Origin of the sequence: Streptomyces shenzhenensis, from assembly GCF_003688995.1 — a bacterium.
GTDB classification, from domain to species: Bacteria; Actinomycetota; Actinomycetes; order Streptomycetales; family Streptomycetaceae; genus Streptomyces; species Streptomyces shenzhenensis_A.
The window spans coordinates 105,998-122,213 of sequence record NZ_PENI01000026.1; the positions used below are offsets into that span (position 1 = coordinate 105,998).

13 protein-coding genes and 1 pseudogene are annotated in these 16,216 nt (G+C 72.0%); 7 read left to right on the top strand and 7 right to left on the bottom strand.

Annotated features, from left to right (window positions below; all coding sequences use genetic code 11):
• Positions 1-32: 32 nt before the first annotated feature.
• The 5 genes from araD to CTZ28_RS32410 form a co-directional block, all read right to left on the bottom strand.
• Positions 33-1,769, bottom strand: coding sequence for an L-arabinonate dehydratase (gene araD, locus CTZ28_RS32390; RefSeq protein WP_121893279.1), 1,737 nt, complete (start codon positions 1,767-1,769; stop codon positions 33-35).
• Positions 1,766-2,674: a dihydrodipicolinate synthase family protein gene (locus CTZ28_RS32395; protein WP_121893280.1), complete on the bottom strand. Its 909-nt coding sequence runs from the start codon at positions 2,672-2,674 to the stop codon at positions 1,766-1,768. Before CTZ28_RS32395 ends, araD begins: the two co-directional genes overlap by 4 nt.
• Positions 2,671-3,378, bottom strand: coding sequence for a GntR family transcriptional regulator (locus tag CTZ28_RS32400; RefSeq protein WP_121893281.1), 708 nt, complete (start codon positions 3,376-3,378; stop codon positions 2,671-2,673). The genes CTZ28_RS32395 and CTZ28_RS32400 overlap by 4 nt, the downstream gene beginning before the upstream one ends.
• A gap of 971 nt (positions 3,379-4,349) precedes the next feature.
• Positions 4,350-5,513 carry a hypothetical protein gene (locus CTZ28_RS32405; protein WP_121893282.1) on the bottom strand — a complete coding sequence of 388 codons (1,164 nt, stop codon included), beginning with the start codon at positions 5,511-5,513 and terminating at the stop codon, positions 4,350-4,352.
• Positions 5,510-6,451 (bottom strand): 5-dehydro-4-deoxyglucarate dehydratase, encoded by a 942-nt coding sequence (locus CTZ28_RS32410; RefSeq protein WP_121893283.1) that lies wholly within the window; start codon positions 6,449-6,451, stop codon positions 5,510-5,512. Before CTZ28_RS32410 ends, CTZ28_RS32405 begins: the two co-directional genes overlap by 4 nt.
• 231 nt (positions 6,452-6,682) lie before the next feature.
• Between CTZ28_RS32410 and CTZ28_RS32415 the strand changes: the two genes are divergently transcribed.
• From CTZ28_RS32415 to CTZ28_RS32445, 7 genes are all read left to right on the top strand, one after another.
• Positions 6,683-7,492: an NAD-dependent epimerase/dehydratase family protein gene (locus CTZ28_RS32415; protein WP_121893284.1), complete on the top strand. Its 810-nt coding sequence runs from the start codon at positions 6,683-6,685 to the stop codon at positions 7,490-7,492.
• 303 nt (positions 7,493-7,795) lie between these two features.
• Entirely contained in the window at positions 7,796-8,566 is a 771-nt protein-coding gene (locus tag CTZ28_RS32420) for a DeoR/GlpR family DNA-binding transcription regulator (protein WP_121893285.1), read from the top strand.
• A gap of 139 nt (positions 8,567-8,705) precedes the next feature.
• Positions 8,706-10,076: an ABC transporter substrate-binding protein gene (locus CTZ28_RS32425; RefSeq protein ID WP_121893286.1), complete on the top strand. Its 1,371-nt coding sequence runs from the start codon at positions 8,706-8,708 to the stop codon at positions 10,074-10,076.
• The gene (locus tag CTZ28_RS32430; RefSeq protein WP_121893287.1) at positions 10,073-11,011 is read left to right on the top strand and encodes a carbohydrate ABC transporter permease; all 939 of its coding nucleotides are present in this window, start codon (positions 10,073-10,075) and stop codon (positions 11,009-11,011) included. The genes CTZ28_RS32425 and CTZ28_RS32430 overlap by 4 nt, the downstream gene beginning before the upstream one ends.
• Positions 11,008-11,853 carry a carbohydrate ABC transporter permease gene (locus CTZ28_RS32435; RefSeq protein WP_121893288.1) on the top strand — a complete coding sequence of 282 codons (846 nt, stop codon included), beginning with the start codon at positions 11,008-11,010 and terminating at the stop codon, positions 11,851-11,853. Before CTZ28_RS32430 ends, CTZ28_RS32435 begins: the two co-directional genes overlap by 4 nt.
• The gene (locus CTZ28_RS32440; protein ID WP_121893289.1) at positions 11,850-12,839 is read left to right on the top strand and encodes a zinc-dependent alcohol dehydrogenase family protein; all 990 of its coding nucleotides are present in this window, start codon (positions 11,850-11,852) and stop codon (positions 12,837-12,839) included. Before CTZ28_RS32435 ends, CTZ28_RS32440 begins: the two co-directional genes overlap by 4 nt.
• Positions 12,840-12,945: 106 nt before the next feature.
• Positions 12,946-14,130, top strand: a complete 1,185-nt coding sequence (locus CTZ28_RS32445) for a TerD family protein (protein ID WP_121893290.1) — start codon at positions 12,946-12,948, stop codon at positions 14,128-14,130.
• A 60-nt stretch (positions 14,131-14,190) separates the two neighbouring features.
• Here the strand turns inward: CTZ28_RS32445 and CTZ28_RS48825 are convergent.
• Together CTZ28_RS48825 and CTZ28_RS32455 are read right to left on the bottom strand one after the other, a co-directional pair.
• Positions 14,191-14,358, bottom strand: a pseudogene (locus CTZ28_RS48825) (1-aminocyclopropane-1-carboxylate deaminase); the annotation flags it as partial.
• A gap of 58 nt (positions 14,359-14,416) precedes the next feature.
• Entirely contained in the window at positions 14,417-15,859 is a 1,443-nt protein-coding gene (locus tag CTZ28_RS32455; RefSeq protein WP_121893291.1) for an alkaline phosphatase PhoX, read from the bottom strand.
• Positions 15,860-16,216 lie beyond the last annotated feature (357 nt).

The following is a 16,216-nucleotide window of genomic DNA, read 5'->3' on the forward strand; positions in this document are numbered from 1 at the left end:
CCGCGGGCGAGCGCGGCACAGCGGAGGCGGGCCTAGCCCGCGTAGGGGTCCTGTACGCGGCCCGGTCGGGCCAGGAACTCGAAGTCGCAGCCGGTGTCGGCCTGGGTGATCTGCTCGTTGTAGAGCGCGCCGTAGCCGCGCTCGTAGCGGACGGGGGGCGGTGTCCACCGCGCCCTGCGCCGCTCCAGCTCCTCGTCGGACACATGGAGCCGGAGGGTGCGGGCCGCGACGTCCAGGGTGATGGTGTCCCCGGTGCGCACCAGCGCCAGCGGCCCGCCGACATGCGACTCGGGGGCCACGTGCAGCACGCACGTGCCGTAACTCGTGCCGCTCATCCGGGCGTCGGAGATCCGCACCATGTCCCGCACGCCCTGCTTGAGCAGATGGTCGGGCAGCGGCAGCATCCCGTACTCGGGCATGCCCGGGCCGCCCTTGGGTCCGGCGCCCCGCAGCACCAGCACGCTGTCCGCGGTGATGCCCAGTTCGGGGTCGTTGATGGTGCGCTGCATGGTGCGGTAGTCGTCGAAGACGACGGCGGGTCCGGTGTGCTCGAGCAGCCGCGGCTCGGCGGCGATGTGCTTGATGACGGCGCCGTCCGGGCAGAGGTTGCCGCGCAGCACGGCCACCCCGCCCTCGTCGGCGACCGGGTTGTCGCGCGGCCGGATCACGTCGTCGTCGTGCACCCGGGCGCCGGCGAGCTGCTCGCGCAGGGTGTCGTGCGCGACCGTCGGCCGGTCCAGGTGCAGCAGGTCCGGGATGCGGGAGAGGAAGCCCGGCAGGCCCCCCGCGAAGTGGAAGTCCTCCATGAGGTACGTCCGTCCGCCGGGCCGGACGTTCGCCAGCACCGGGACCGTACGGGCGATGCGGTCGAAGTCGTCGAGGGTGAGCCGCACGCCCGCCCGGCCCGCCATGGCGATCAGATGGATCACGGCGTTGGTGGAGCCGCCGAGGCCGAGCACGGTCGTGACCGCGTCCTCGAACGCCGCACGGGTGAGGATGTCGGACAACCGGCGGTCCCGGTGGACCAGTTCGACGATGCGCAGCCCGGACGCCGCGGCCATCCGGTCGTGCCCGGAGTCCACGGCCGGGATGCTGGACGCGCCCGGCAAGGTCACCCCGAGCGCCTCGGCTGCCGCGGTCAGCGTGGACGCCGTGCCCATGGTCATGCAGTGGCCGGGCGAGCGGGCGAGACCGCTCTCCAGCTCGGACATCTCGCAGTCGCCGATCAGTCCGGCCCGCTTGTCGTCCCAGTACTTCCACATGTCGGTGCCGGAGCCCAGCACCTCGCCCCGCCAGTGACCGGGCAGCATCGGCCCGGCGGGCACGAAGACCGTCGGCAGGTCGACACTCGCGGCGCCCATGAGCAGCGCAGGCGTGGACTTGTCGCAGCCGCCCAGCAGGACCGCGCCGTCGACCGGGTAGGAGCGCAGCAGCTCCTCGGTCTCCATGGCCAGCAGGTTGCGGTACAGCATCGGGGTCGGCTTCTGGAAGGTCTCGCTCAGGGTGGCGACCGGGAACTCCAGCGGGAAGCCGCCCGCCTGCCACACCCCGCGCTTGACGGCCTGCGCGCGGTCGCGCAGATGGACATGGCAGGGGTTGATGTCGGACCAGGTGTTGAGGATCGCGATGACCGGCTTGCCGAGGTGCTCCTCGGGCAGGTAGCCGAGCTGGCGGGTGCGGGCGCGGTGGCTGAAGGAGCGCAGTCCTTCGGTGCCGTACCACTGGTGGCTGCGCAGCTCCTCCGGAGCCTTTCTCGGGATGCCGGTCATATCGACCATCCGGCGGCGATCTCGGCGACCTCGGCCCGCTCGCCCTCGGGCAGCGGCCTGCTCGGCGGGCGGACCTCGCGGCGGCACAGGCCGAGCGAGGCGAGGGCCTCCTTGACGACGGTGACGTTGTTGGCGGAGCCGTTCGCCGCGCGCAGCTCCTCGAACCGGCGGATCTGCTCCCACACCTTCATCGCGGTCGGGTAGTCCCCCGCGCGCAGCGCCTCGATCATGTGCCGCGACACGGCCGGGGCGACGTTCACCAGGCCGGAGGTGAAGCCGGTGGCGCCCGCGGAGAAGTAGGACGGTGCGTAGGGCTCGGCGAGTCCGGCCACCCACACGAAGCGGTCGAGGCCCGCGTCCCGGGCGAAGGCGGCGAAGCGGGCGGCGTCCGGGACGGCGTACTTGACGCCGATCACGTTCGGGCAGGCGTCGGCGAGTTCGGCGAGGCGGGCGCCGGTCAGCTGGGCGTTGCGGATGTAGGGGACGACGCCCAGTTCGGGGACGGCCTCGGCGATGGCGCGGTGGTAGTCGATCCAGCCGCGCTGCGAGACATAGGGGTGGACGGGCTGGTGGACCATCACCATCGAGGCGCCGAGCACACGGGCCTCGCGGGCGGAGGCGACGGCAGAGGGCACGTCGTGGCCGACGCCGACCAGGATCTCGGCCCGGTCGCCGACCTCGTCGACGGTCAACTGGGTGACCAGCCGGCGCTCTTCGGGGGTGAGGGCGTAGAACTCGCCGGTGTTGCCGTTGGGGGTCAGAGTGACGACGCCGCCGTCGAGCAGCCGCCGCAGCAGGGCCCGGTGGGTGTCCTGCTCGACGGTGCCGTCCTCGGCGAACGGGGTCACCGGGATGGCCACCACGTCGGCCAGGGCGGTCCGCTGGGCCTCGAACCTCGCGCTCATTCCTGCCCTTCCTCCTGCCGTGCCTGCTGGTGCCGTGCCTGCTGGTGCTGTTGCGCCGGCTGTTCCTGCTCCGCCCCGGGGAACGCGCGCCGCACGAACGACGCGATGTGGGCGCGCAGGGCGTCCGCCGCGGCGTCCGCGTCGCCGGTCAGGGCGAGCCGCAGGATCTCCCGGTGCTCGCCCGCCTCCCGCTCCCAGGAGGGGTCGGCGGCCCAGGCGACCGCGGAGACCAGGGCGGCCTGGTCACGGACCTCGTCGAGCATCCGGCCGAGCAGCGGGTTGCCGCACGGCAGATACAGGGCGCGGTGGAACTCCCGGTTGGCCAGGGAGCGTTCGGCGGTGTCGGTGGCGCGGTCGGCCCGGGTGAGCGCGTCCCGCGCCTCGTCCAGGGAGGCGCCGCGACGCACCGCCCGGCGCAGCGCCTCGGGTTCGAGGAGCAGCCGTACGTCGTAGACCTCGCGCGCCATGTCCGCGTCCACCATGCGCACCGTGACGCCCTTGTACTGGCTCATCACGACCAGTCCGGTCCCGGCCAGGGTCTTGAGCGCCTCGCGCACCGGGGTCTTGGACACCCCGAACTGCGCGGCCAACTCGGTCTCGACCAGGGCCTGACCGGGTGTCAACTGCCCGGTGAGGATGCGGTGTTTGATCGCGTCCAGCACGAACTGCGTACGGGACGGGATCGGCATGGGCACAGAGGTCATGCGCGCCTCTCGGATCTCGCGTATGTCATCTCGCATATCGCGTCTCATATATGACGTACGAAGTACGACGCGATGAAGGTAAGAGGGGCCGCATGTTTCGTCAATGCTTCACACAGAAGAAGCCCACCACCGAAGACTTTCCGAAACTTTCGACGACTGGAGGGCCACCCACCGGAGGGGTTGAGAGGCCATGCCTCCGGGCCGCGAAGCCGTCCCCGTGCCGCGGCGCTCCGGCGGCCGATCGGCCGGCTCTCGCGCCCCGCGCCCCAGCCCGCGGTGTGCGGCATGGCCGGGTGTCTGCCATTTCCGCCGCACTCGACCAGGCCCGCCGGGCGGCCGATTCCGACGACGCCGAACGGGCGGTCCGCCGGCTGCGGGCGGCCAAGGGCGCCGTCGCCCTGGGCGGACGTCTTCGTGACCGGCGTCGAACGGCCGGCCCGGGAGCCGGCCGAGGCCACGGCACTGGTGCCCTCGGCGCTCACCGGAGCGGAGACGGAACCGGCCCGGGCCCGCGCCGGACTGCCACGAACACCGGCCGCCGAACCCGGACCGGCGGGACGGCCTGACACCGCCGCGACACCGGGCGGCCGACCGGAGACACCGACCCGGGCACTCACCCCTCGCATGACCGTCCCACCCCGGCGGTCCCCCCGAAGGCGACAGGCGCCGCGCGGGGTGCCGACCCGGTGAGCACTGGCTGCCGGGTGTGCTGGTCGCCGCCCAGTGTCGCGGCACTGGTGCCGTCGGCGCTCACCAGGGCGGAGACGGAACCGGCCCGGGCCCGCACCGGACTGCCACGAACACCGGCCGCCGAACCCGGACCGGCGGGACGGCCTGACACCGCCGCGACACCGGGCGCCGGCCGGAGGCACCGGCCCGGCGAGCGCTGGCTGCCGGGTGTGCTGGTCGCCGCGCTCGCCGCCGTACGGGCCGAGACGCCCGGCCCGCTGCCGCTGACGGCTGCCGCTGGCTCAGCGCCCGGTGAGGGCCTCCCGTACCGCCGCCAGGTCTGCGTCCGACGCCAATCCGGCGTGATACAGCCGCAGTTCGGTGGCGCCCGCGGCGCGGGCCCGGGCCGCGTCCGCCGCCAGGGTGCCGGGGCTGCCGCCCATGCCGGACACCACGGTGAAGTTGGCCGCGAGCACGGCGCCCGCGCGCCGCTGGTCCGCGAAGGGCGCGAGCGGCCCCGTGCCGCCCGTGCAGGGCACGACGACCCCGTCCGCGACGGTCAGGATGTGCGCGGGGTCCACGCCCGCGTTGGCGCCGCAGTGGTACGACACCGGGTCCGCGTGCAGCAGCACCTGGAAGCCCCCGGGCGCGGCGGCGCGCACCGCGGCGACGGCCGCCTCCTGGAGCGTGCGGGCGGTCTCGTCGCGCCACGCGCGCGTGGCGGTGGCGAGCGGCTCGCCGAGGAGCTTTACGACACCCGCCCAGCCCCCGTCGTCGGGCGCGCCCCGCCACAGCGGCTCCAGCGCCGTCCGCACGGCGGCGGCGACACGGCCGGGGTCCAGGCCCCGTTCCGCGTACCCCGCGCGGCAGTCGGGACAGAAGCACAGCGACATCAGGTACTGCCCGGCCGCGCCGAGCCCGACCCCGCCGATCTTGTCGTGGGCGTGCAGATGGGCGAGGCCGTACCAGCCGAGGGACTCCAGTTCGGTGCCGCGCGCGCCGGGACGCACGGCGGCCTCGGCCGCCAGGTCGACGAGGTACGCGCGCGTGGCGGGCTGGGCGATGCAGGGCGCCCACGGATAGCGGTCACCGTAGGCGTTGACGACCGAGGTGTCCGGATATTCGGCGCCCAGGCGGGAGTTGTGCGCGAGGACGACCCAGGTGTGCACCTCAAGGCCGGCCGCGGCGAGCGCCGCGGCGGCCTCTCCGTAGGCATCGCCGGACGCCCAGTCGCCGGCCGGGCAGGGGCGCGGGGCGCGGCCCGCCCAGCGGTCGCCGAGGGGGTAGAGCACGGCGGCGTGTTCGGCGGTGACGACGCGGTGGCGCGGGTGGCGGGGGGTCAGCGCGCGCGTGGAGTGGTAGGCGGCGGCGAGGGTGACCTGGGCCGCGCCGAGCCGGGCGAGCCGCGCGGGCGCCTCCGGGTCGCCGTTGACGTCCCAGGGGTAGACGAACGCCGAGGTCTTCACGCGCCCTCCGCCAGCAGTGCGTACCCGCGCTCGATGACCCGGGCGAGCTGTTCGACGTGCTCCTCGCTCGGCTCGTGCAGCGGGGGCCGGACCTCGCCGACGTCGAAGCCGCGCAGCCGCACGCCCGCCTTGACGAGGGCGACGGCGTAGCCGCGGCCCTGGGCGCGCAGTTCGGCGAAGGGGCGGTAGAAGCCGTCCAGGAGCCGGTGCGCGGTGGTCTCGTCGCCGTCCCGCAGGGCCCGGTGGAAGGCGAGGGCGATCTCGGGCACGAAACAGAAGACGGCCGAGGAGTACAGGGTGATACCGAGGGCACGGTAGGCGAGTTGGGTCTGCTCGGCGGTCGGCAGGCCGTTGAAGTACAGGAAGTCGCCGGGGGCCTCGGTGCGTACGGCGCTGACGACGCGCTGCATCAGGTCGAGGTCGCCGAGGCCGTCCTTGAAGCCGATGATCCCGTCCGTGCGGGCGAGTCCGACCACCGTGGGCGGGGTGAACACCGCGTTGTCGCGCTGGTAGACGATCACGGGCAGCTCGGTCGCGGCGGCGACCTCCCGGTAGTGCCGCAGCAGGCCCTGCTGGCCGGCGGCGACGAGGTACGGCGGCAGGGCGAGCAGCCCGTCGGCGCCGGCGTCCCGGGCGAGCCCCGCGTAGCGCGCGGCGAGCGCGGTGCCGTAGCCGGCGCCCGCGACCACCGGCACCCGTCCGCCGGCCGCCTCGGCGGCGGCGCGTACGCACGCCTCGAACTCCTCGGGCAGGAGCGCGTGGAACTCCCCGGTGCCGCAGCAGGCGAACACGGCGGCGGCCCCGGCCTCGACGCCCCTGCGCACATGCGCGCGGTAGACGTCGAGATCCACGGAGCCGTCGCGGCCGTACGCGGTGACAGGGAAGAACAGCGGCCCGCTGGGGTTGCGGAGTCGAGCGGCGAGAGGGGCTGACGTCACGGGCACTCCCTGTGGGTGCATGCTTATGATCAGCGTCTATATTTCTGAACCCGACCACGCTACGGGCCGCGCTCGCGGCCGGTCAAGCGGGCAAACCCGCAACACGAGGGCGGATTTCCGCACTCCACGCGACACTTGACGGGCCGGACCGCCACTCCCTAGCGTGTCCACGCATGTGAATGCCGGCCACGAATGCGGCCCTTGACTCATGGTGACCCAAGGAGACCGAGCATGCCCGCTCCCCGCACCGTTCTGCTCACCGGCGCCGCCGGCGGACTCGGCACCCTGATGCGGAAGCTGCTCCCGGACCACGGCTACGAGTTGCGGCTGTTCGACGTGCGCCCGATCGAGGGCGAGCCGGACGCGATCACCGCGGACCTCTCGGACACCGAGGCACTGCGCGCGGCCGTGCGGGGCGTCGACGCGATCATCCACCTCGCGGGCATCTCCCTGGAATCGACCTTCGAGAAGGTCCTGAAGGCGAACATCGAGGGCACCTACCACCTGTACGAGGCGGCCCGCGGGGCGGGCGTGCCCCGGATCGTCTTCGCCTCCTCCAACCACGCGGTCGGCTTCACCCCGGTCCCGCGCGGCGACGACCCGCTGATCCCGATCGACACCCCGCGCCGCCCCGACACCTTCTACGGCCTGTCCAAGTCCTTCGGCGAGGACCTCGCCCAGCTCTACTGGGACAAGCACGGACTGGAGACCGTCTCCATCCGCATCGGCTCCTGCTTCCCCGAGCCGACCAGCGTGCGCATGCTCTCGGTGTGGATGAGCCCGGCCGACGGGGCCCGGCTGCTGCACGCGGCCCTGACCGCCGAGCACGTCGGCCACACCGTGGTGCACGGCTCGTCGGCCAACACGCGCCTGTGGTGGGACCTGACATCCGCGCGGGCGCTCGGCTACGCACCGCAGGACGACTCGGAGCCGTACGCCGCCGGACTGATCGCCGAGCAGGGGGAACCGGACCCGGACAACCCGGCCCACACCCGCCTCGGCGGGCACTTCGTGAACGACCCGCCGATCTGGCCGTACTGACGACGGCCCAGGCGGCCGAGGGCAGCGGACCGGCGGCGGCGGAAAAATGCCGCTCACACGGGCGAGCGGGCACCGAACGGGCCCGCCCGCCCGCTCATTCGGGCAGCCGCGCTGCCCGTTCTCACCCCCTCCCGGCACAGCCGCGCAGGTCCGTGGCGGTCACTCCACTCGGCGATCGGGCATACACGGGCAGCATCGGGCCCGTAACAGACCTGGTCAGCGCCGCACGTCCGCTGTAGAACTTCCCCCATGGGCCCCACCGGGCCCGAACGGGCACACCTCGGCGTGGAGGCAGGTGAAGCGATGAGCGCCCGGACGGCCGAAGAGCGCCAGCGGGAGATCGTGCGAGCCGCGCGGGCCGCCGGCTCCGTCGACGTCACCGCGCTCGCCACCGAGCTGGGTGTGGCCAAGGAGACCATCCGGCGCGATCTGCGCGCCCTGGAGGACCACGGACTGGTGCGCCGCACCCATGGGGGCGCCTATCCCGTGGAGAGCGCCGGGTTCGAGACGACGCTCGCCTTCCGGGCCACCAGCCATGTGCCCGAGAAGCGCCGGATCGCCGTCGCGGCGGCCGAGCTGGTCGGGGACGCGGAGACGATCTTCGTCGACGAGGGCTTCACCCCGCAGCTCATCGCCGAGTCGCTGCCCATGGACCGGCCGCTGACCGTGGTCACCGCCTCGCTGCCGGTCGCCGGCGCGCTGGCCGAGGCCGAGAACGTCTCGGTGCTGCTCCTCGGCGGCCGGGTCCGCCCCGGCACGCTGGCGACCGTCGACCACTGGACCACGAAGATGCTCAGCGGCTTCGTGGTCGACCTCGCCTTCATCGGCGCCAACGGCATCTCCCGCGAACACGGTCTGACCACCCCCGACCCGGCGGTCAGCGAGGTCAAGACGCAGGCCATCCGGGCCGCCCGGCGCACCGTCTTCGCGGGCACGCACACCAAGTTCGGCGCGGTCAGCTTCTGCCGGTTCGCCGACGTCGGCGCGCTGGAGGCGATCGTGACGAGCACGCTGCTCCCGGCGACCGAGGCCCACCGCTACTCACTGCTGGGGCCGCAGGTCATCCGGGTCTGAACAAGTCCGAACTGCACATGTCCGAACTGCACATGTCCGAACTGCACATGTCCAGGTGTTCCCCAGGGGTTCCGCACACCGAGCGGCGCCCCTTGTATCCCCCTATCTCCTTTCGTCCCCACACCTTCAGGAGCGATTCATGCGCACCCAGAGCCGACGGAGGCCGCGCGTCACACTCGCCATGGCCGCCGCAGGGACGCTGCTCGCCCCGCTGCTCTCCGGCTGCTGGGTCGGCGCGGGCGGGTCCGGTTCCGGCGGCGACTCCATCAACGTGCTGATGGTCAACAACCCCCAGATGACCGAGTTGCAGAAGCTCACCGCCGCGAACTTCACCAAGGAGACCGGCATCAGGGTGAACTTCACGGTCCTGCCCGAGAACGACGTCCGCGACAAGATCAGCCAGGACTTCGCCAACCAGGCGGGCCAGTACGACGTGGCGACGCTGAGCAACTACGAGATCCCCATCTACGCCCGCAACGGCTGGCTGCACGAGATGGACACGTACGTCGCCAAGGACCCGGCCTACGACGAGCAGGACGTCCTCAAACCGATGCGCGAGTCCCTGACCGGCGACGACGGCAAGCTCTACGGCCAGCCCTTCTACGGCGAGTCGTCCTTCCTCATGTACCGCAAGGACGTGTTCGCCCAGAAGGGCCTGACGATGCCCGAGCACCCGACCTGGACCCAGGTGGCCGACCTCGCCGCCCAGGTCGACGGCGCGGAACCCGGCATGAAGGGCATCTGTCTGCGCGGTCTGCCCGGCTGGGGCGAGCTGATGGCGCCGCTCACCACCGTGGTGAACACCTTCGGCGGCACCTGGTTCGACAAGGACTGGACGGCACACCTCGACTCCCCCGAGTTCGTGAAGGCGACGAAGTTCTATGTCGACCTGGTGCGCGAGCACGGCGAGTCCGGCGCCGCCCAGTCCGGGTTCGCCGAGTGCCTCAACAACATGACCCAGGGCAAGGTCGCCATGTGGTACGACGCCACCTCCGCGGCCGGTCTCCTGGAGGCGGACAAGTCCCCGGTCAAGGGCAAGCTCGGCTACGCCCCCGCCCCGGTGGAGAAGACCGAGTCCGCCGGCTGGCTCTACACCTGGGCCTGGGGCATCCAGCACGCCTCCCGGAACGCCGAGAAGGCCTGGCAGTTCGTCTCCTGGGCGTCCGGCAAGGGCTACGAGCAGCTGGTCGGCGACACCATCGGCTGGTCCAACGTGCCGTCCGGCAAGCGCGCGTCGACCTACACCAACCCCGCCTACCGGGCGGAGGCCGCCGCCTTCCAGGACATGACGAAGGAAGCCATCGAGAACGCCCGGCCGGGCGACCCCGGTGTGCAGCCGCGTCCCGCACCCGGCATCCAGTTCGTCGGCATCCCCGAGTTCACCGACCTCGGCACCAAGGTCTCCCAGGAGATCAGCGCGGCCATCGCCGGGCGCCAGTCCGTCGACTCGGCCCTCAAGAAGTCCCAGCAACTCGCCGAGAAGATCGCCAAGGAGTACGAGGGACGATGACCGCGACGACGACAGCACCGACGACAGCGACACCCGTGCGCGCCACGGGGCGGCCACCCGCCCGGCTGCGTGACTGGGCGACCCGGGCCCCGCTGCTGCCCGCCCTGATCTTCATGATCGCGGTGACCCAGCTGCCCTTCGTGGCCACGCTGGTGATCTCCTTCTTCGACTGGAACGCCCTCTATCCCAAGGCCCGCCACTTCACCGGCGTCGACAACTACCGGCAGGTCCTCACCGACGCCGACCTGCGCCATTCGGTGTGGACGACCGTACTGCTCACGGTGGCGGTGGTGCTGGTCAGCCTGGTGCTCGGACTGGCGCTCGCACTCCTCCTGGACCGGCGCTTCCGCGGTCGGGGCGTGGTCCGCACGCTGCTGATCGCACCGTTCCTGGTCGTGCCCGTGGCCGCCGCCCTGCTCTGGAAACATGTGCTCTACAACCCTGAATACGGTCTGCTCAATGGGTTGCTGCACTATGTGGGCGGGCCCCAGCCCGACTGGATCTCCAACACCCCGCTGCTCGCCGTGGAGGCGGCCCTGGTGTGGCAGTGGACGCCGTTCATGATGCTGATCCTGCTCGCCGGGCTGCAGAGCCGCGACCAGCAGCAGATCGAGGCCGCCCGGGTGGACGGGGCGAGCGACTGGCAGATCTTCCGCCATCTGACCCTGCCCCATCTGCGCCGCTACCTCGAACTCGGCGCCCTGCTGGGCTCGATCTACATCGTCCAGAACTTCGACGCGGTCTTCACGATCACGTCCGGCGGCCTGGGCACCGCCAACCTGCCCTACACCGTCTACCAGAGCTTCTACCAGGCCCACGAGAACGGCCTCGCCTCGGCCGCGGGCGTCCTGGTGGTCATCGGCTCGATCATCATCGCGACCTTCGCGCTGCGCGTGGTGTCGTCGCTGTTCCGCGAGGAGGTGTCCCGCGCATGAGCGCCGCAGTCGTTCCCGCCCGCCGCCGCAAGGGCGTCGGCCTGGGCCTGGTGGCCTGGCTGGCCGGCATCCTGTTCTTCCTGCCCATCGCCTGGATGGCGCTGACGTCCTTCCACTCCGAACAGGACGCGGCGACCAACCCGCCGTCGTTCACCGCCGCCCTGACCCTGGACGGCTACCGCGAGTTCTTCGGCACGGGCGGCGGGGCCAGCCCGTGGCCCGCGCTGCTCAACTCGACGGTGGCGTCGGTGGTCTCCACGCTCTGCGTCCTGCTGCTGGCGCTCCCGGCGGCCTACGCGCTGTCCATCCGCCCGGTGAAGAAGTGGACGGACGTCCTGTTCTTCTTCCTGTCCACGAAGATGCTGCCGGTCGTGGCCGGTCTGCTGCCGATCTACCTGTTCGCGAAGAACGCCGGGATGCTGGACAACATCTGGCTCCTGGTCATCCTCTACACGGCCATGAATCTGCCGATCGCGGTGTGGATGATGCAGTCGTTCCTCGCCGAGGTCCCGGTGGCGGTGATCGAGGCCGCCCGGGTGGACGGCGCCAGGCTGCCCACGGTGCTCGGCCGGATCGTGGCCCCCATCGCCCTGCCCGGCATCGCCGCGACGGCGCTGATCTGCTTCATCTTCAGCTGGAACGAGCTGCTGTTCGCCCGGGTGCTCACGGGCGTGGTCGCCGAGACCGCCCCCGTCTTCCTGACCGGCTTCATCACCAGCCAGGGCCTGTTCCTGGCGAAGGTGTGCGCCGCGTCGCTCGTCATCTCCCTGCCGGTGCTCGCCGCGGGGTTCGCCGCCCAGGACAAGCTGGTCCAGGGCCTGTCGTTGGGAGCCGTGAAATGAAGGCCGCCGTCATCGAGTCCGTGGGCCGCGCCGTGGTCACCGAGGTCCCCGACCCGACACCAGGGCCTCGCGAGGTGGTCGTCGAGGTGGCGGCCTGCGGGTTGTGCGGCACGGATCTGCACATCCTCCAGGGCGAGTTCGCGCCCAAGCTGCCGATCGTGCCCGGCCATGAGTTCGCGGGCCAGGTGGTCGGCGTGGGCACCCAGGTCACCGAGGTCTCCGTCGGCGACCGGGTGGCCGTCGACCCGTCGCTGTACTGCTACGAGTGCCGCCAGTGCCGCAGCGGCCACAACAACCTCTGCGAGCGCTGGGCCGCGATCGGCGTGACCACCGCGGGCGGCGCGGCCCAGTACGCGGTGGCGCCGGTGGCGAACTGCGTGAAGCTGCCCGAGCATGTGCGCACCCAGGACGCGGCCCTGATCGAGCCGCTGTCCTGCGCGGTGCGCGGCTACGACATCCTGCGGTCCCGGCTCGCCACCCATGTGCTGATCTACGGCTCCGGGACCATGGGCCTGATGATGCTGGAGCTGGCCAAGCGGACGGGCGCGGCCCGTGTGGATGTGGTCGACATCAACCCGGCCCGGCTGGAGACGGCCCGCCTGCTCGGTGTCTCGGCGGCCGCGGCGAGCGCGGACGAGCTGGAGCGGGCGCAGGGCTGGGACGTCGTGATCGACGCGACCGGGAACGCGGCGGCGATCCAGGACGGCCTGGACCGGGTGGCCAAGGCGGGCACGTTCCTGCAGTTCGGGGTCGCCGACTACGCGACCCGCGTGACCATCGATCCGTACCGCATCTACAACCAGGAGATCACCATCACCGGCTCGATGGCGGTCCTGCACAGCTACGAGCGGGCGGCGGAACTGTTCGCCAACGGGGTGCTGGACCCCGAGGTCTTCATCAGCGACCGCATCCCACTGGAACGCTACCCGGAGGCACTGAACCAGTTCGCGGCAGGCGTGGGCCGCAAGATCGTGGTGGTCCCGTAGCCACCCCGCGCCCCGAAGGGGCGCGGGGAACTGCGCGACCAACCAGCGAAGCGCCAGGTAAGGGAACGGTAAAGCGCCCTCGCTCGTTACCTCTGGCATGACAGCTATGACCCCCGGCTCGAACATCCCTCTCGCCGCCGCCCGTGTGACGGTGGACGTCACCGCCCCGGTGCGGCTCGACGTATCGGGCCTGCTGCTCACCGCCGACGGCAAGGTGCGCTCCGACGACGACTTCATCTTCTACAACCAGCCCACCGGCCCGGGCGTGACCTACCGCTCGGGCGGTGGCACGGCACCCGACGCGATCATCGTCGACACCGCCGCCGTCCCGCCCGGCATCGAGAAGATCGTCGTGACCGCGAGCCCGGACGCCGCGGGCCAGACCTTCCAGGGCGTCGAACCGACGGCGACGATCCGCAACGCCGACGACAACGCCGTCCTGGCGACCTTCACGCCCCCGCAGCTCGGCACCGAGACCGCGCTGGTGATCGTCGAGATCTACCTGCGCAACGGCCAGTGGAAGGCCCGCGCCGTCGGCCAGGGGTACGCCAACGGACTCGCCGGCATCGCCACCGACTTCGGCGTCACGGTGGAGGAGCCGGCACCGGCACCGGCCGCCCAGCCGGTGGCACCGCCGATGCCCGCCGCGCAGCCGGCGGCGCCCCCGATGCCCGCCGCTCCCCCGGCGCCGCCCGCCCCCGCGCCCGGCACCGGGAAGATCAACCTGGACAAGGGCCGGGTCAGCCTCCAGAAGAACCAGACCGTCTCCCTCGTCAAGGGCGGCCGTCCGCTGCTGTCCCGGGTGCAGATGGGCCTCGGCTGGGAGCCCGCGTTCCGCGGCAAGGACATCGACCTGGACGCCTCGGTCATCGCCTACGGCCCGCAGCGCAACCACATCGACAGCTGCTACTTCGGCAAGCTGACCATCCTGAACGGCGCGATCAAGCACTCGGGCGACAACCTCACGGGCGAGGGCGGCGGCGACGACGAGGTGATCGTCGTCGACCTCGGCCGGATCCCGCAGGAGGTCTCCGGCCTGGTCTTCACCGTGAACTCCTTCTCCGGCCAGAAGTTCACCGAGGTCGCCAAGGCCTACTGCCGCCTCGTGGACACAGCGACCGGCGAGGAGCTGGTCCGCTTCGACCTGACCGGCGCCGAGCCGCAGACGGGCGTGATGATGGCCAAGCTGATCCGCCAGTTCTCCGGCGAGTGGGAGATGACCGCGATGGGCGACTTCGTCAAGGCCCGCACGGTCCGCAACATGGTGAAGCCGGCCAGCCAGGCGCTGTAGGGCGGCGGCACGACGGCACGGGCGCCCCCACCGCGGAGGGGGCGCCCGCCGGCCGTCCTGGAACAGCGCGCTGCAGGCGTTCAGCGCGGGCCGGCCACCGAGATGGGCGCAGAGGACGGTGGCGTCCCGGCCGATCTCGCCCCGGGTGACGAGATCCACGAGCGCGGCCAGCGACTTCCCCTCGCGGACGGGGTCGGTGATCATGCCCTCGGTGCGAGCCGGGTCCGCGGAGGCGTCGACACCGGGCACGCGCCGGCCGCGACCGCCAGTCCCCCCGCTCGGCCCACTACCGCTTCTGCCGCTTCCACGGCCCGGTGATGGCGAGCATGATGCCGGGCTCCTGGATGTTGGCGAACAGGGTCCTGCCGTCGGGCGCGAAGGTGACCCCGGTGAACTCGCTGTACTCCGGCTCCTCGGCGGTGCCGATGTTCAGTTCGTTGCGGGCGATCGGATAGGTACGGCCGCGGTCGGTGGCGCCGAACAGGTGCTGGATCCCGTCGCCGTCCTCGGCGATGACGAGGCCGCCGTACGGGGAGACGGTGATGTTGTCGGGGCCGTCGAAGGCGCCTTCCACGAAAGGGTCGGGGTTGACGCCGAGCAGGACTTTCAGGGTGAGCGTGCGGCGTTTCGGGTCGTAGAACCAGATCTGGCCGTCGTGCTGGACGGGGCTCTCCTCGCGGGCGTAGGAGGAGACGACGTAGGCGCCGCCGTCGCCCCACCACATGCCCTCCAGCTTGCGGGCGCGGGTGACCTGGCCGGTGTCGAACTGCTTGCGGACGGAGGTGGTGCGCGCGTCGCGGTCGGGGACGTCGAGCCAGTCGACGCCGTAGACCGTGCCGATCCGCGTGGCGCGGGAGAGGTCGTCGACGAACGTGCCGCCGGAGTCGAAGCACTTGAAGGCCTGCAGCCGGCCCGCGTCGGCGGCGAGGGTGCGCAGCCTGCCCCGGCCGTGCTGGAAGCCCGTCGGCGGGGTCCAGCGGTAGAACAGCCCGTTCGGGGAGTCCGCGTCCTCCGTCAGATAGAGGTGGCCGCGCTTGGGGTCGACGACGACGGCCTCGTGGGCGTAGCGGCCCAGTGCCTTGATCGGCTGCGGGTCGCGGTTGGCGCGGCGGTCGGCCGGGTCGACCTCGAAGACATAGCCGTGGTCCTTGGTCATGCCGTTCCGGCCGGCCGTGTCCTCGGTCTCCTCGCAGGTGAGCCAGGTGCCCCACGGCGTGTTGCCGCCCGCGCAGTTGGTGGAGGTGCCGGCGATGCCGACCCACTCGGCGACATGGTCGCGGCGGACCTCGACGACCGTGCAGCCACCGGAGGCGGCCGGGTCGTAGACGAGGCCCTCGGTGAGCGGGACGGGGTGCGCCCAGTTGGCGCGCGGGCCCTTCAGCTCGTGGTTGTTCACGAGGAGGGTGGCGCCGCGCGGGCCGTCGAAGGTGGCGGTCCCGTCATGGTTGGAGGGCGTGAACTCCCCGGACTCCAGCCTGGTCCTGCCGCTGTGGGTGATGACCCGGTAGGTGAAGCCGGCGGGCAGGGCGAGGATGCCGTTCGGGTCGGGGACCAGGGGTCCGTAGCCGACCCCGGGGTGCGCGGCGGCCTGCTCCTCCCCCACGCTCTCGGTGTCCGTGGAGGCCAGGGCGTTCGGGGCGGTGGCGAGGGCGCCGACGCCGCCCGTCAGCGCGACCCCGGCACCGGTGATCGCGGATGTCCTGGCGAAGTCCCTGCGGGTGAGCGACATGCTGTCTCCTGTGACGGTGGGAGTGCCATGGACGGTGGCGGATCACGGTGCGTGGACACACTGCCGCCTCCCCCTGAACGGCAGTTGAACACCGGTCGACTTCAGGATCCCCGCTTCCATGAACCCGTACGCGGCATCTCATGAAACGGAGAACTGCCCTGCCCGTGCGTTCTTTCCCAGGAGCCCGCGCCGACTCCCCGCACATCAGCGACCGCCGCTCCGGCACCTCGCCACTGGTGTGTCGGGCGTGGGGTGGGCTGCGAACACGAACCGGCACCACCGGGCACAGGCATCGCGGCGAACCCGGCCTCCGGATCCGGGCCGTTCGACGGCCGTTGCCTCGACCGGACGCCGCCG

Coding starts and splice junctions, on each gene's coding strand:
- araD (WP_121893279.1), bottom strand. CDS start 1,769: ATGACCGGCATCCCGAGAAAGGCTCCGGAGGAGCTGCGCAGCCACCAG.
- CTZ28_RS32395 (WP_121893280.1), bottom strand. CDS start 2,674: ATGAGCGCGAGGTTCGAGGCCCAGCGGACCGCCCTGGCCGACGTGGTG.
- CTZ28_RS32400 (WP_121893281.1), bottom strand. CDS start 3,378: ATGACCTCTGTGCCCATGCCGATCCCGTCCCGTACGCAGTTCGTGCTG.
- CTZ28_RS32415 (WP_121893284.1), top strand. CDS start 6,683: ATGCCCGCTCCCCGCACCGTTCTGCTCACCGGCGCCGCCGGCGGACTC.
- CTZ28_RS32420 (WP_121893285.1), top strand. CDS start 7,796: ATGAGCGCCCGGACGGCCGAAGAGCGCCAGCGGGAGATCGTGCGAGCC.
- CTZ28_RS32425 (WP_121893286.1), top strand. CDS start 8,706: ATGCGCACCCAGAGCCGACGGAGGCCGCGCGTCACACTCGCCATGGCC.
- CTZ28_RS32430 (WP_121893287.1), top strand. CDS start 10,073: ATGACCGCGACGACGACAGCACCGACGACAGCGACACCCGTGCGCGCC.
- CTZ28_RS32435 (WP_121893288.1), top strand. CDS start 11,008: ATGAGCGCCGCAGTCGTTCCCGCCCGCCGCCGCAAGGGCGTCGGCCTG.
- CTZ28_RS32440 (WP_121893289.1), top strand. CDS start 11,850: ATGAAGGCCGCCGTCATCGAGTCCGTGGGCCGCGCCGTGGTCACCGAG.
- CTZ28_RS32445 (WP_121893290.1), top strand. CDS start 12,946: ATGACCCCCGGCTCGAACATCCCTCTCGCCGCCGCCCGTGTGACGGTG.
- CTZ28_RS32455 (WP_121893291.1), bottom strand. CDS start 15,859: ATGTCGCTCACCCGCAGGGACTTCGCCAGGACATCCGCGATCACCGGT.